Origin of the sequence: Rhizobium sp. MHM7A, assembly GCF_005862215.1 — a bacterium.
Classification (GTDB): domain Bacteria; phylum Pseudomonadota; class Alphaproteobacteria; order Rhizobiales; family Rhizobiaceae; genus Rhizobium; species Rhizobium bangladeshense.
Window position 1 is genome coordinate 509018 of record NZ_VCHT01000003.1, and the last position, 13599, is coordinate 522616.

12 protein-coding genes are annotated in these 13599 nt (G+C 62.3%); 7 read left to right on the forward strand and 5 right to left on the reverse strand.

Annotation, left to right across the window (positions count from 1 at the left end; translation table 11 throughout):
* The first annotated feature begins 3 nt into the window (after nt 1–3).
* Complete coding sequence (locus FFR93_RS15370) at nt 4–144, forward strand: hypothetical protein (protein WP_246661315.1); 141 nt, start codon at nt 4–6, stop codon at nt 142–144.
* A gap of 142 nt (nt 145–286) precedes the next feature.
* Here the strand turns inward: FFR93_RS15370 and apbC are convergent, their stop codons facing one another.
* The 3 genes from apbC to FFR93_RS15390 form a co-directional block, all read right to left on the reverse strand.
* The gene (gene apbC / locus FFR93_RS15375; protein WP_138393830.1) at nt 287–1471 is read right to left on the reverse strand and encodes an iron-sulfur cluster carrier protein ApbC; all 1185 of its coding nucleotides are present in this window, start codon (nt 1469–1471) and stop codon (nt 287–289) included.
* A 633-nt stretch (nt 1472–2104) separates the two neighbouring features.
* Nucleotides 2105–2839 carry a LuxR family transcriptional regulator gene (locus FFR93_RS15385; RefSeq protein WP_138393832.1) on the reverse strand — a complete coding sequence of 245 codons (735 nt, stop codon included), beginning with the start codon at nt 2837–2839 and terminating at the stop codon, nt 2105–2107.
* 258 nt (nt 2840–3097) lie between these two features.
* Nucleotides 3098–3892, reverse strand: coding sequence for an IclR family transcriptional regulator (locus FFR93_RS15390; protein WP_138393833.1), 795 nt, complete (start codon nt 3890–3892; stop codon nt 3098–3100).
* Nucleotides 3893–4030: 138 nt separating this feature from the next.
* Between FFR93_RS15390 and FFR93_RS15395 the strand changes: the two genes are divergently transcribed.
* The 5 genes from FFR93_RS15395 (at nt 4031) to FFR93_RS15415 (ending at nt 8073) form a co-directional block, all read left to right on the forward strand.
* Nucleotides 4031–4792 carry an SDR family oxidoreductase gene (locus tag FFR93_RS15395; protein WP_064706270.1) on the forward strand — a complete coding sequence of 254 codons (762 nt, stop codon included), beginning with the start codon at nt 4031–4033 and terminating at the stop codon, nt 4790–4792.
* A complete protein-coding gene (locus FFR93_RS15400) occupies nt 4792–5709 on the forward strand; it encodes a 2-dehydro-3-deoxygalactonokinase (protein ID WP_138393834.1) in 918 nt (305 codons plus the stop codon). Before FFR93_RS15395 ends, FFR93_RS15400 begins: the two co-directional genes overlap by 1 nt.
* A 13-nt stretch (nt 5710–5722) precedes the next feature.
* On the forward strand, nt 5723–6355 hold the full coding sequence (locus tag FFR93_RS15405) for a 2-dehydro-3-deoxy-6-phosphogalactonate aldolase (RefSeq protein WP_138393835.1): 633 nt from the start codon (nt 5723–5725) through the stop codon (nt 6353–6355).
* 4 nt (nt 6356–6359) lie between these two features.
* The gene (locus tag FFR93_RS15410) at nt 6360–7247 is read left to right on the forward strand and encodes an SMP-30/gluconolactonase/LRE family protein (protein ID WP_138393836.1); all 888 of its coding nucleotides are present in this window, start codon (nt 6360–6362) and stop codon (nt 7245–7247) included.
* A gap of 220 nt (nt 7248–7467) precedes the next feature.
* Complete coding sequence (locus FFR93_RS15415; RefSeq protein WP_138393837.1) at nt 7468–8073, forward strand: PRC-barrel domain-containing protein; 606 nt, start codon at nt 7468–7470, stop codon at nt 8071–8073.
* Nucleotides 8074–8307: 234 nt separating this feature from the next.
* Here FFR93_RS15415 and FFR93_RS15420 read toward each other — a convergent pair whose 3' ends face one another.
* On the reverse strand, nt 8308–9672 hold the full coding sequence (locus tag FFR93_RS15420) for an EAL domain-containing protein (RefSeq protein WP_064706265.1): 1365 nt from the start codon (nt 9670–9672) through the stop codon (nt 8308–8310).
* A gap of 162 nt (nt 9673–9834) precedes the next feature.
* Nucleotides 9835–11565 carry a response regulator gene (locus FFR93_RS15425; protein WP_138393838.1) on the reverse strand — a complete coding sequence of 577 codons (1731 nt, stop codon included), beginning with the start codon at nt 11563–11565 and terminating at the stop codon, nt 9835–9837.
* A gap of 183 nt (nt 11566–11748) precedes the next feature.
* On the opposite strand from FFR93_RS15425, the gene mutL reads away from it, so the two are divergent.
* Entirely contained in the window at nt 11749–13551 is a 1803-nt protein-coding gene (gene mutL / locus FFR93_RS15430) for a DNA mismatch repair endonuclease MutL (RefSeq protein WP_138393839.1), read from the forward strand.
* Nucleotides 13552–13599: the final 48 nt, after the last annotated feature.

Genomic DNA, 13599 nt, shown 5'->3' on the forward strand with positions numbered 1-13599 from the left:
AGCATGCGCATTATGCTCCACCGCATCGCAGTTACCAATCCTTCGACCTTGCAGGCGGTCCGGGACCTTCGAAACGAAGACGGCCGTCATGAGCATCTGCAGCAACGCCATCATGGCGCCGCGGCATATGAAGCAAAGCCGTGAAATAATCAAGACATCTTCCGTGAAGTGCGCCTTTTCACCACGTTTCCCTCACAATTTGGGATGTCGCAACGGTGATTCGGCGGTTCAGCGCTCTGCTGTCATGCACGCGCTTGCCCGGAAGTCCTGCCCATAGCCAGAGGCGTCATTCGAAGACGATCGCCGGCGCCGGGCGCTGGGCCTGGCCGCCGAGTTGCTGCCATACCTTGGCGGCGATACCGCGATAGATGCCGGCGACGGTACCGTTCGGATCGGAGGCGACCAGCGGCGTGCCCGCGTCGGAAGTTTCGCGAATGTTCATCGTCAGAGGCACTTCGCCGAGGAAGGGCACGCCAATCCGCTCGGCCTCCTTGCGGGCGCCGCCATGACCGAAGATGTCGTAGCGGGTGCCGGTGTCGGGCGCTATGAAATAGCTCATGTTTTCGACAATGCCGAGAACCGGCACCTCGACCTTGCGGAACATGTTGAGGCCCTTGCGGGCATCGATCAGGGCGAGATCCTGCGGCGTGGAAACGATGACGGCGCCGGCAAGCGGCACCTGCTGCGCCATCGTCAATTGCGCATCGCCGGTGCCGGGCGGCATGTCGACGACGAGGACGTCGAGTTCGCCCCAGGCGACTTCGCGCAGCATCTGCATCAGCGCCGACTGGACCATCGGCCCGCGCCAGATCATCGCCGTCTCCTCGTCGACGAGGAAGCCCATCGACATGACCTTGAGGCCGTAATTCTCCATCGGATTGATGATGCGGCCATCGATCTGCGTCGGGCGGCCGGAGATCTTCAAGAGCCGCGGCATCGAGGGGCCATATATATCGGCATCGAGAATGCCGACTCGGAGACCATTGGCGAGCAGGCCGAGCGCCAGGTTGACGGCGGTGGTAGATTTGCCGACCCCGCCCTTGCCGGAGGCCACGGCAATGATGGCGCCGATACCGGGAACGCCGATCTTGCCCGTGCGGGGCGGTTGTTGCTGCGGTGCATGCCCGTGATGCTGATGATCGTGGCCCCCATGATCATGACCGGCGTGACCGTGGGGCGGATTGGGCGCCGGGCGGGCGGCGGGCGCGGTGGCCGCCGCCTTCTTGTCTGCCGTCAGAGTGACGAGCGCACCCTTGACGCCCGGCATCTCCTTGATGACGCGCTCGGCGGCGAGCCGCATCGGCTCCAGTTCCTTGGCGCGTTCGGCCGGAACCGTGATGGAGAAATAGACCTTGCCGTCGGAGATGAAGACATCGGAAACCATGCCGAGCGCGACGATATCGTGTTCGAGATCCGGTCCGCGCACGGTCTTAAGCGTTTCGAGAACCTGTTCCTTGGTGACGTCGGTCATTCCACCCTCACTGCTTCTTCTCGCAGACTACGGCGCCGCGCGTTCTCAAGACGCGCAACGGTGCCGTAGCACTTTAAATTGCCGCATGATTTTAGCCTTGGCCGTTTTCGGCAAAGGCTAAAATCATGCGGTAGAGATAGTGGAGACGCACGTCTTCGCCAAATAAAATCATCGGGTGAAAATGAATTGCCGACTGCGAAAAACGCGGGGGGATTTGCGATCCGCTGCGGCCATCAAGTCCGCCGGGCTTTCGCCCTGATGGCCGCAACGGTCTCTCTCCCCAGGAACCGGCGCAATGCGGGGCGAACTAGCGCAAGCCGAAAAAAAGGCCAGAAAAAAGTGCTTGGGAAGAGGAAATCGTGAACAACTGCGAAAGAAGCGGTGCCAAAAGGCAACAACCGCCACCGACGCCGACGGCCGGGAGAGAAACGGCGTCGGCGTCGGGCAGCGGTGTGTCGGCCGCGCCATTTCCTGGCGCTGGTCATCAAAGTCCCCTCTGGACCTCTGGCAAATGAGAAGCAGAAAACGTGCCAGATCGAAAAATCGGGAAAAGCCACGCGGCAGCGCCGGGCGGCACCCCGTTCTGCCTAAGCGCTGAGCGCCCGACCCACCGCGCGCCGCCAATTTTGCAACTTATTTGATCAGGCCGATCCGCAGCGCCTTGGCGACCGCCTGGGTACGGTTGACCGTATCGAGCTTTTTGGTGGCGCGGTTGAGGTAATGATTGACCGTGTGCTCGGACAGCGCAAGGATTTCGGCGATTTCCGCGCTGGTCTTGCCGGCCGCCGTCCAGTTGAGGCAATCGATCTCGCGATCCGTCAGCGTGTCCGTCATTCGGCTATCGAGATTGCGGATTTCGGCAAGCCTGTCGAAGACATGGATGGCGATATAGCAAAGCTCGCGCATTTCGGCGGCGCTGAACGGCTCTCGATCGCCAGCGAAGGAGACGGCGCCGCGCAGGCCGGAAGGCTCATGCGTCGGGAAGTAGGCGCAGCGCATCATCCTGAAACGCTCGAACAGCGAGGTCACCAGGGCGGACTTGCCGTCTTCGCGCGACCAGTTCTGTCGCGACATGTCGTAAATGAAAGGCCGCGTCGATTTTCTAAGCCGCCTCAGAACCGGGCTGTTCATCATCAGCCCTTCCTGGTCGTAGAGCGCCAGGAGCTCGGCCGGCCAACTGGTGAGGACGGTGCTGCCCTGAAGGTCGAGAGAGGTGATCGGCGGCAGATTGAGAACCATGAAAGCGCGGCTGCGATAGGCTTCCGTGACCCGTTTCAAGAAACGGAAAATATCGAACTGCGTCTTCAGGCCGGCGATTTCCGTGATGTAATCGTCTTCTTCCGTGGATGTTTGCGACAAGGGTACCATCACATTTCTTCATCTTCGGCGCAGCGGCCGGCAAACCATTTGCGAAGCTGGCCGCCGCGGCCAGTTCGATTGAATCGAGGAATGAGGATCGCGAACTGGATGACATGGAACCGGCCTCGGCGGGCAGCGTTCGGCCAATGAGAGGCTGCAGATTTCGCGGGCCATTCCACTTGTGGTGATTCGCCGCCAAATCTCAATATCGCTGTCATCATATGCATGCTCTGCTAACGCGTTCAGCAATGGCCATGACGATTACCGTCAACGCCGCGGGCCGAGGCGAACGCGCATGCCCTCCATAATCCTTGCAGCCGTCAGCTGCACCGGAACGGCCCACTGCCGCAGAAGTTCCATCGATAGCCGATAGGCCGGACCGGTGACAGAAATGCCGCCGATGAAGGTTCGATCCTCCGACCAGACCGGCGCGGCGACGCAGCGGATGCCTGCCTCGTGCTCCTCACGGTCGAAGGCATAGCCCTGTTCGGCAATTTCGCGAATTTCGGCGGCAAGCGTTTCGGCCGAGGCGTGCGTCGAGGCGGTAAAGCTGGTGAAGCTGAGACCAGCGAGGAGATCGACGAGGCTTTCGGGCGGAAGCAGCGAAAGAGCGGCCTTGCCGACGCCGGTGCAGTAGCAGGGCGAGGCGTTGCCGATCTGGGAGTACATGCGCACGGGCTGCCGGCCTTCGACTTTGTCGAGATAGATGATCGACTGTCCCCGGAGAACGCCGAGATGCACCGTCTCGCCGGTCGCCTGCTGGAGTTCGGCCAGGTGAGGTTCGGCAATCAGGCGGAATTCATTGCGCGCCCAGCTGCGCGCGGCAAAATCGAGCAGGCGCAGGCCCGGCGCGTAACGGCCGTCGCCATCGAGCTCGAGCAAGCCCTCCTCCACCAGGTGGCTGAGCTGGCGGTGGAGAGTTCCGCGCGGCTGGCTGGCCAGCGCCAGTATATCGGTGAAGCGCAACGGCGTATCCGCATGGGTGACGAGATCGAGGAGAACCATCAATTTGCCGAGGGTGCCGGTCTCGCGTGCCTGTGCCATGCCGTCGCTTGATGCCATCTCTAAGTGCCGTTGAATCGGTCCGCCTTGAAAGGCGTGCGCCCTTGACAGAAAGAGCAGCATAATCCGATAATTCCAAATAGTCAAATTAAGTTCCAAATAATGGAACACGAGGGATTGGAGGAGACGGTGAGCGCAATGGCAGCACAATTTCCCGAGTTCAAGGATCGCGCCGTGCTCGTGACCGGCGGCGGATCGGGCATCGGCGCGGCGATCGTCGAGGGTTTCGCACGTCAGGGCGCCAAGGTGTCTTTCATCGACATTGCCGAGGCGGCCGGCAGGGAACTCGCCGAAAGCCTGTCGCGGGAAACGCCGCACCCGGTCCTCTTTCACCATGCCGATCTGCGCGACATCGAGGCGATCCGGCGCACGGTCGATGCCGTCGTTGCGGCGTCAGGGCCGATCCGCGTGCTTGTCAATAATGCCGCCTGGGACGACCGTCACGAATTCGACGAGGTGACCGAGGCCTATTGGGACAACAATCAGGCGGTCAATCTCCGGCACGTGTTCTTCACCTCGCAGGCGGTGGCGCCGTCGATGCGGTCGGCCGGCGGCGGCGCAATCGTCAATATGTCGTCGATCGCCTTCAAGCTCAACATGGGCGGATTTCCCGCCTATGCGGCGGCGAAGGCGGCGGTCGTCGGACTGACGAAGAGCATGGCCGGCAGGCTCGGGCCGGAGAATATCCGGGTCAACTGCATCCTGCCCGGCATGGTTGTCACCGAGCGGCAGATGCAGCTCTGGCTCACCGAGGAGAGCATTGCGCGCTCGGTCGAGCAGCAGTGCCTGAAAAAAGCGCTCAAGGCCGATGCGATCGTCGGTCCCTGCCTGTTTCTTGCATCCGATTGTGCGGCTGCTATGACCGCTCAGTCCCTGATCGTCGATGGAGGCGTTTTGTAATGACTAATCCCGCTTATGTCGCGGTGGACTGGGGCACCAGCAGCTTCCGGCTCTGGCTGGTCGGCAAGGACGGCAGCATCCTCGCCGAACGCCGCAGCGGCGAAGGCATGACGAGCGCGGCAAAGATCGGCTTTTCCACCGTCTTGTCAGGCCATCTCGCCGCCATCGAGGCGCCGGAAGGGCTGCCTGTGATCGTCTGCGGCATGGCCGGCGCAAAACAGGGCTGGGTCGAAGCCGGTTATATCGACGTGCCCGCGCCGCTCGCCTCGATCCTCACCGCGGCGGTCCGCGTGCCAGGTGAAAGCCGGGACATCCGCATTCTGCCGGGCCTCGCCCAACGGCAGATGGCAATGCCTGACGTTATGCGCGGCGAGGAAACCCAGCTTCTCGGCGCCCTCGGCGGCGCAGGCACCGGCGCGCAGGCGGTCTGCATGCCCGGCACGCATTCGAAATGGGTGCACGTGACCAATACGGAAGTCACCGGCTTTTCCACCTTCATGACCGGCGAACTCTTCGACGCGATCAGCAAACATACGATCCTGTCGCATGCGGTCGCCGGTGCTGAGGAGCAGCCGGCGGATGCGGCGGCCTTCGAGGCGGCGGTGTTGGCCGCTTTCGCCCGGCCGGGCATTGCCACCAACCTCCTGTTTACCGCCCGCTCGGGTCAGCTGCTGCACGGAATCTCCGCCGCTGCCGCGCAAGCCCGGCTTTCCGGCACGCTGATCGGCCTCGAAATTGCCGGAGCGCTTCAGGATGCCGCCAACGGCACTGATATCACCCTCGTCGCCTCCGGACGCCTGCAGGCGCTCTACGAACAGGCCTTCAAAACCCTCTCCATTGACTTCACCGCCATCGACGCCGACGCGGCCGTGCGCCGCGGGCTATCGGCAGCCGCCGAAGCCATCTGGCCGAATTGAGAAAGCTGACACGATGAATCGTATCCCCTTCCCCGACATGAAGCGTCCGCTGATCGCCATCCTCCGCGGCATCCGGCCCGACGAGATCGAGAGCGTCGTAAGCGCCTTGATCGAAAACGGTCTGACGGCTATCGAAATTCCGCTCAACTCGCCGGAGCCGTTCAAATCCATCGAGATTGCCGCGAAGATGGCGCCGGCCGAGGTGCTGATCGGCGCCGGCACGGTGTTGACGGTCGAGGCGGTCGACAGCCTGAATGTGGCCGGCGGCAAGCTGCTGGTGACACCAAATGTCGAGCCCGAGGTGATCATCCGGGCACGCGGCCATGGTATGGTGACGATGCCCGGCGTCTTTACGCCGACCGAAGCGCTCGCTGCTGCACGCGCCGGAGCCACTGGTCTCAAATTCTTTCCGGCGAGCGTTCTTGGTCCCACCGGCATCACGGCGATCCGGGCGATTCTGCCGCCGGAGCTCACGATTGCCGCCGTCGGCGGCGTATCGGACAAGAATTTCGCCGATTACACCAAGGCCAGCATCTTCGCCTTCGGTCTCGGCACCAGCCTCTACAGGCCCGGAATGACCGCGGCAGAGGTTGCCGAGCGCGCGAAAGCAACCATTTACGCCTATGATGCAGCCATGGGAGCGTGAGCGTATGACCGACATTTATGAGTTCGAAGGCAAGACCCTTTGCAATACCAATTCCGTTCTCGGAGAAGGGCCGACCTATGATCCGGACAGCAATACGGTCTGGTGGTTCAACATCCTCGGCAAGGAGCTGCACGAGCTCAAACTGGCAACGGGGGAAAAGAAGGTCCATGCTCTGCCTGTCATGGCAAGCGTGCTCGCTCGCATCGATGCCGGACGGCAGCTGATCGCGACGGAGGAAGGGCTTTTCGTGCGCGATGTGGCGAGCGGCAACCTCACCTTCTATGCCGCGCTCGAAAACGACCGGCCGGAGAACCGCTCGAACGACGGCCGCACCCATCCCTCGGGGTCGCTCTGGATCGGCACGATGAGCAAGCGGGCGGAAAACCAGGCCGGCGCTATCTATCATGTCGCCGGCGGGAAGGTGACGAAGATCTTCAGCGGCATCAGCATTCCAAATTCGATCTGCTTTTCCCCCGATGGCACGATCGGCTACTATACGGATTCCCGCATCAACCGGCTGATGCGCGTCATGGTCGATCCGCAGACCGGTCTGCCCTCGGGCGAGCCGATCGTGCTGGTCGACAGCATGAACGAGCCCGGCGACATCGACGGCTCGGTGGTCGATGCCGATGGCTATATCTGGAATGCGCGCTGGGGTGCGGGCGTCGTCGATCGCTACAATCCCGATGGCTTGCGCATCTCGCGCTACAAGGTCCCCGCCGTCCAGCCCTCCTGCCCAGCCTTCATCGGCGCCAATGTGGATCGGCTGGCGGTGACGACCGCCTGGGAAGGGCTCGACGAGGATGCCCGTTCGGCTCAGCCGAGCGCCGGCGCGCTTCTGGAACTCGGCATCGGGGTCAAGGGCGTGTTCGATCCCGTCTATGTGATCTGAAACAGAGGGCTCCGCCCGTTGCCTCCAAGGCGCTCCCGAGCGGGGCGCCTTTTCGTATCGGCGGCCGTTCACCGATAAAAGTTCCGCGAGAATCAAGATATTTTCCGTGTTTTCAACCGGAACCAATCGGCGCACCGCTCATTTTCCCTTCGAACCGGCGCGGCAAGAATCATGCATTGCCGGGTCAGCGATCACTCTAGGAAATGAAAGTAGGTTCGAAATGACACGCAAACTTTTGACGACCGTTGCCGCTGGCGCGTTGTTTGCCACGGCTTTCGCACCGGCGGCATTCTCGCAGACGGCGCCGCAGCCTGCCGACCCCGCCGCTACCAACCAGGCAGCGCCGGCTGATCCGGCTGCGCCCAAGCCGGCCACCCCTGACGTCACTCAGCCTGCGGGGGATGCTGCGCAGGCTCCTGCCGCGGCGCCGAGCACCGACACTGCCCAGGCCACCTACCTGACGGAGCAGGCTGCGGACCAGATCAGCGCCAACACCTATATCGGCCAGTCGGTCTATAATGCCAACAATGACAGCATCGGCAGCATCAACGACCTGATCATGAAGAAGGATGGCGGCATGGTTGCTGCGATCGTCGGCGTTGGCGGCTTCCTCGGTATCGGTGAAAAGAACGTCGCCGTCCCGATGGACAAAATCACCGTCGCCCAGAATACCCAGGACGGCAGCGTCAAGCTGACGACCACCGAAACGGCTGAATCGCTGAAGGCTGCGCCCGAGTTCAAGACGCTTGCAATGCAGGCTGCAGAGAAGGCTCCGGCCGCAACCGGTACCGATACGACGGCAACCGGCTCGACCACGCCGAAGTAAACCGCGCGCGGTAGTATAGCGTAGGCGATGGCGCTCCTAGGGGCGCCATCGCTATTTGCTGAGCGCTTGTTTCACGCATCCCGAACGCAAAACCGCTGCGCACTTTTGCTGGGATTGACTTGTTTGCTTCACGCAATCCCGGGCGCAAAACCGCTGCGCACTTTTGCTGGGATTGACTTGTTTGCTTCACGCAATCTCGGGCGCAAAACCGCTGCGCACTTTTGCTGGGATTGCTTATGCGCTGACGCGCTCGGCGAGCGTCGTATCGTAATAGTTTTCGTGCAGGAAGCGTAGCGTGGCGATGCCGTCGGCCGGGCGGCCGAAATGATAGCCCTGGCCCATGCCGCAGCCGAGCGTGCGCAGTTTCACCGCCTCGGCATAATCCTCGATGCCCTCAGCCACGACTTCCAGCTCCAGACCTTCGCACATCGCAAGGATAGCCTTGATGATGTGTTCGGAGGCGCGGTCGGAATTGATGCGCGAGACGAAGGCACGGTCGATCTTGATCTTGTCGAAGATGAAGTCGCGCAGGCGCCCGAGACTGGACTGGCCCGTGCCGAAATCGTCGAGCGAGATGCGAACGCCGGCGGCGCGAAGATCGGCGATGATGCGGTGGGCGGTGTCGGCCGAGCCCATCACCGCAGTCTCGGTGATTTCCAGTTCCAGGCGATGCGGATCGAAGCCGACACGGCCGAGGATCGACAGGATGCTGCCGCTGGTGCCGGGATCCATCAGTTGAGCCGAAGAGAGATTGAACGATAAGAAGAGTTCGCGCGGCCAGGACAAGGCTGCTTCGGCGGCCTTGCGCAGCAGGGCCTCCGAAAGGGCGTCGATGAAGCCGCGCTCTTCGGCGAGCGGCACGAATACGCCGGGCGAAACGAAGCCAAGATCGGGATCGTTCCAGCGGGCGAGCGCCTCGAAGCCGAGGACTTGATTGTTGGCGAGCGAAACGATCGGCTGGAAATGAACATCGATTGCGTCGGAGATGATGGCGTTCCTGAGCGCCTGCTCCAGCTGTGTGGCGCGCTTCATCTCCTGTGCGATTTCACGCGAGTAGACGGTGATCTGACCGCGGCCGCGGCGCTTGGAACGATAGAGGGCGGTTTCGGCGCTCTTTAACAGTTCTTCGCAGTCCTCCCCCGAGAACGGATAGATGGCAAAGCCGAAGGAGGCGGAGAGACGGACATTGCGGTCGCCGAGATCATACGGCGCCGACAGCACCTCGCGGATCATCTGGCCGAATTTCTCCGCGCTCGCCCGCTCGAAAATCAACGGCAGCACGAAGGCGAATTCGTCACCATCGTGGCGGGTGACCAGCGCCCCGTCCGGAATGCAGGCCCTGAGCCGATGAGCGACCTGACAAAGGATCTCATCCCCGGCCGAAGAGCCAAAGAGATCGTTGATCGGTTTGAAGCTGTCGAGGTTGGCGATTCCGATGGTGAAGGGAGCTGGATCGCTGGCGCGCTCGGCGGAAATCTGCAGAACCCTTTCGCGCATGCGATTACGGTTTCCCAATCCGGTCAGCGGATCGGTGTAGGCCATCGCATGCAGCTCATTGTGACTCACGGTCAAGGAAGCTATGTCCGCCGATCTCATTATCCAAACCCGAGCTTCCCTCCGCAGCAGAGGAGAGAATGACCGGCATTTCTTAACAATTCGCTAGTTAATCAACCGTCTTGGCAGCCTGACCTACCCCAGTTTTGGGGAGATTGCCGCATTTGCCAGAGCAGATGTCCTCGCAGACGCGGCCAGATTCCTGTCTTATCCGCTCGCGCGAACCTGCGCAGCCTCTTCGGTCAGGTATTTCTGAAATATCGTCTCCAGCATATCGGGACTGACGGGCTTCATGATGACGTCGTCCATGCCCGCTTTGGCGCATTCGGCGCGGTCGCGCTCGAAGGCCTGGGTGAGCACGCCGACGATGGGGGTACGGGCTGCGCCGCCGGCTTCCTCCATCTGCCGGATCAGGCGGGCGGCCTCGAAACCGTTGAAGCCCGGCAGCGAAATGTCCATCAGCACCACCCCAGGCCTGTGTTCGGCCCAGAGGCGCACGACCTCGTCGCCGGTCGCCGCGATCATATGGCGATAGCCGAGGCCCTCGAGGATCTGTGAAAACACGATCTGGTTGATGTCATTGTCTTCGGCGACGAGAACCTGCAGGCCGGCAGCTTCGTCAGAAATGCTGATTTCCCAATCGGCATCCGCACCATCACCGCTGTTGCGGCTGTTGCGATTGAAATGCCGGGCGATCTGGAAGGTGAGCTCGTTGGCGATCTGAAAGCCGTCCATCACGAGCGCGGGAATGCCATATTGTTCGGAAAGCTCGAGGCAGCGCATGCCCATCTGATTGTCGATGATCAGCAGATCGAGCGAAATTCCGGAGGAGGTGGCGATTTCCAGGAACCGCTCCTCTTCGTCCTCGCCTCGCACCGAGCAGGATTCGAAGCCATATTTCGCCAGAGTCCGTAGCGCGGCGGTCTCGGCAGCAAGGTCGGCGGTGACGACGAGGATCTTGCGGCCGGAGAAATTCTCCGGAACGATCGCTTCCATCGCCGCCGGCTCGCGCCGCTCCACCGCGCTCGGCACCGGCACATAGGCGCGGCGATAGCTCTGGTTGGTGGAGGTGGTGATCGCCGAGGCGCGGTCGAACTCCTCGAGATCGGAGCCATCGCGCGGCAGGTCCTGCATTGTCGACACCAGGAAATAGCGGCCGGGCTTGCCGATGCGGTGCTTGCGGCTGACGATGTCGCGCTCGATGCCCCCGCGGGAGATCTGCCGCTGGCGGGAGATCGACATCTCGCCGGTTTCCAGCACGTGACGGTCGCTTTCTTCGAAGCGCTTCGCGATTTCGGGTGAGAAGAGATCTGCGCTCTTGCGCCCGAGCACCTCGTCGGCGCTCGTCTGGTATTTCTCACAAAAGGCGAGGTTTACCGCGACGTAGGTGAGATTGCGATCCTTGACGAAAAGCGGGAACGGCAGATTGTCGAGAATGTCCTCGGTAAGCTGCACCCGCTCCAAGTCCGAGCGCCACTGCTCCTCCCGCTTCTTGCCCTCGGAGATGTCGGAGATGATGGTGACGCCGTAACCGCCCGGCAGCCTGCGCTTGACGAAGCGGACCCAGCTGTCGGTGCCGTGGCGCTCGACGGACTCGAAGCGCTCGCGCCAATGCGAGGCGATCTTCTGCGACAGCCAGTCCTCGCGGCTGAGCGAGCCGCCCTGCCTGACATCATATTGCTGGCGAACGCCGGTATCGTAGATGGCGCCGAGGAAATCGCGCAGCCGGATACCGGGCTTCAGCATCTCGGACGGCAAGGGGAAGAAGTCGAGAATCTGGCGGCTTGCGAAGATCAGATGATCGTTCTTGTCGTAGATGATGAAAGCTGCCGAAAGGCTGTCGCACACCACATCGAAAAGCGCCGTCTGCAGATCGGCCTCGGCGGGAATCCCGTCGATCTTCGATGATGTGTCCGCCTTTTCGAAGCCGGCACTCATTCTCTTACGTCCCACATCTGTTCGATTTTCGCAGCTTTCGGAGGTATATGAATATAAATGCCATTTTTCTGTTAAAACCGGCTTAACACTACCTGTCCACGAATTTGGCGCCGCCATCCATAAGGTTAGGTGAAGCGCCTGGAAAGGCCTTCCCTCCAGCCCGCGAATCCCCGAAAATAGACCATGGCCATCAGACAGCTTTCCGAAACGCTCATCAACCAGATCGCCGCCGGCGAAGTCATCGAACGGCCGGCGAGCGCTGCCAAGGAACTGATCGAAAACGCGCTCGATGCGGGGGCGAAGCGCATCGAGATCGCCACGTCAGGCGGCGGCAAGGCGCTGCTGCGGGTCAGCGACAACGGCTCCGGCATGGACGCTGCCGATCTGGAACTGGCGATCAGGCGCCACTGCACCTCGAAGATCTCCGGGTCGCTGGAGGATATTAGAACGCTCGGCTTCCGCGGCGAGGCGCTGCCTTCGATCGGGTCCGTCGCGAGGCTCAGCATCGCAAGCCGCAAGCGCGACAGCGCCGGCGGCCACGAGATCGCCGTTGCCGGCGGCAAGATCTTGCATATCAGGCCGGCCGCCGCCAATCCCGGCACGATCGTCGAAGTGCGCGACCTGTTCTTCGCCACACCCGCCCGGCTCAAATTCCTGAAGACGGAGAAGGCCGAAGCCGGCGCCATTACCGAGATCGTCAAACGCATGGCGATCGCGTTCCCCGCCGTGCGCTTCGTACTGTCGGGCTCGGACCGCACAACGCTGGAATTTCCGGCGACCGGCGACGATCATCTGGCGCGCATGGCGCAGGTACTCGGCAAGGATTTCAGCGACAACGCCATTGCGCTAGACGCCGTGCGTGAAGAGATCTCGCTGACCGGCTTTGCCGGCGTGCCGACCTTCAACCGCGGCAATTCCGCCCATCAATACGCCTTCGTCAACGGCCGTCCGGTGCAGGACAAGCTGATCCTTTCGGCGATCCGCGGCGGCTATGCCGAGACGATCCCGTCCGGACGCTATCCGGTGGCAGTGCTGTCGATCACCCTCGATCCGGCTCTCGTCGACGTCAACGTGCATCCGGCAAAATCCGACGTACGCTTCCGCGACCCAGGCCTGGTGCGCGGCCTGATCGTCGGCGCCATCCGTGAGGCCCTGGCGCGCGACGGCAGCCGGGCGGCCACGACCGGAGCGGGCGATATGCTGCGCGCCTTCCGTCCGGGTTTTCAGCCGAAGGCTGATCGGCCGCAGGGAGGATGGTCGGCCGAAACCTCGCCCTCTCGGCCTTATCAGCCGCCAGCGAGTTTCGGCGAAAGACCCCAGGCCGCCTTCGACGGCCTTTCGATGCCGACGGCGAGGGCCGAGCCGCAGCTTTCGCCGCAGCGGGCAGCGCCTGAACCGGCCGCGCGCTATCCGCTCGGCGCGGCACGGGCGCAGATCCATGCCAACTACATCGTCGCCCAGACCGAGGACGGGCTCGTCATCGTCGATCAGCATGCGGCGCATGAGCGGCTGGTCTTCGAGGCGATGCGCAAGGCGCTGCATTCCAAGCGGCTGGCCTCGCAGGTGCTGCTTATCCCGGAAATCGTCGACATTCCGGAGGAGGATTGCGACCGGCTGATGCTGCACGCAACCGAGTTTGCCGAACTCGGTCTGGCGATCGAGCGCTTCGGTCCCGGTGCGATCGCGGTGCGCGAAACACCGGCCATGCTCGGCGAGGTCGACGCTCATGGCCTAATCCGCCAGCTTGCCGACGAGATCGCCGAATGGGATACGGCGTCTGGCCTATCGGCCAAGCTCGAATATGTGGCAGCCACCATGGCCTGCCACGGATCGGTTCGCTCCGGCCGGCGGCTGCGGCCGGAGGAAATGAACGCGCTGCTGAGGGAAATGGAAGTGACACCCGGCTCCGGCCAGTGCAATCACGGTCGGCCGACCTATATCGAGTTGAAGCTTAGCGATATCGAGCGGCTTTTCGGCAGAAGCTAAAAAAGCTGGCAAAGCCGCGTTTGCGGGAGTATGGCAAACGGATGACAG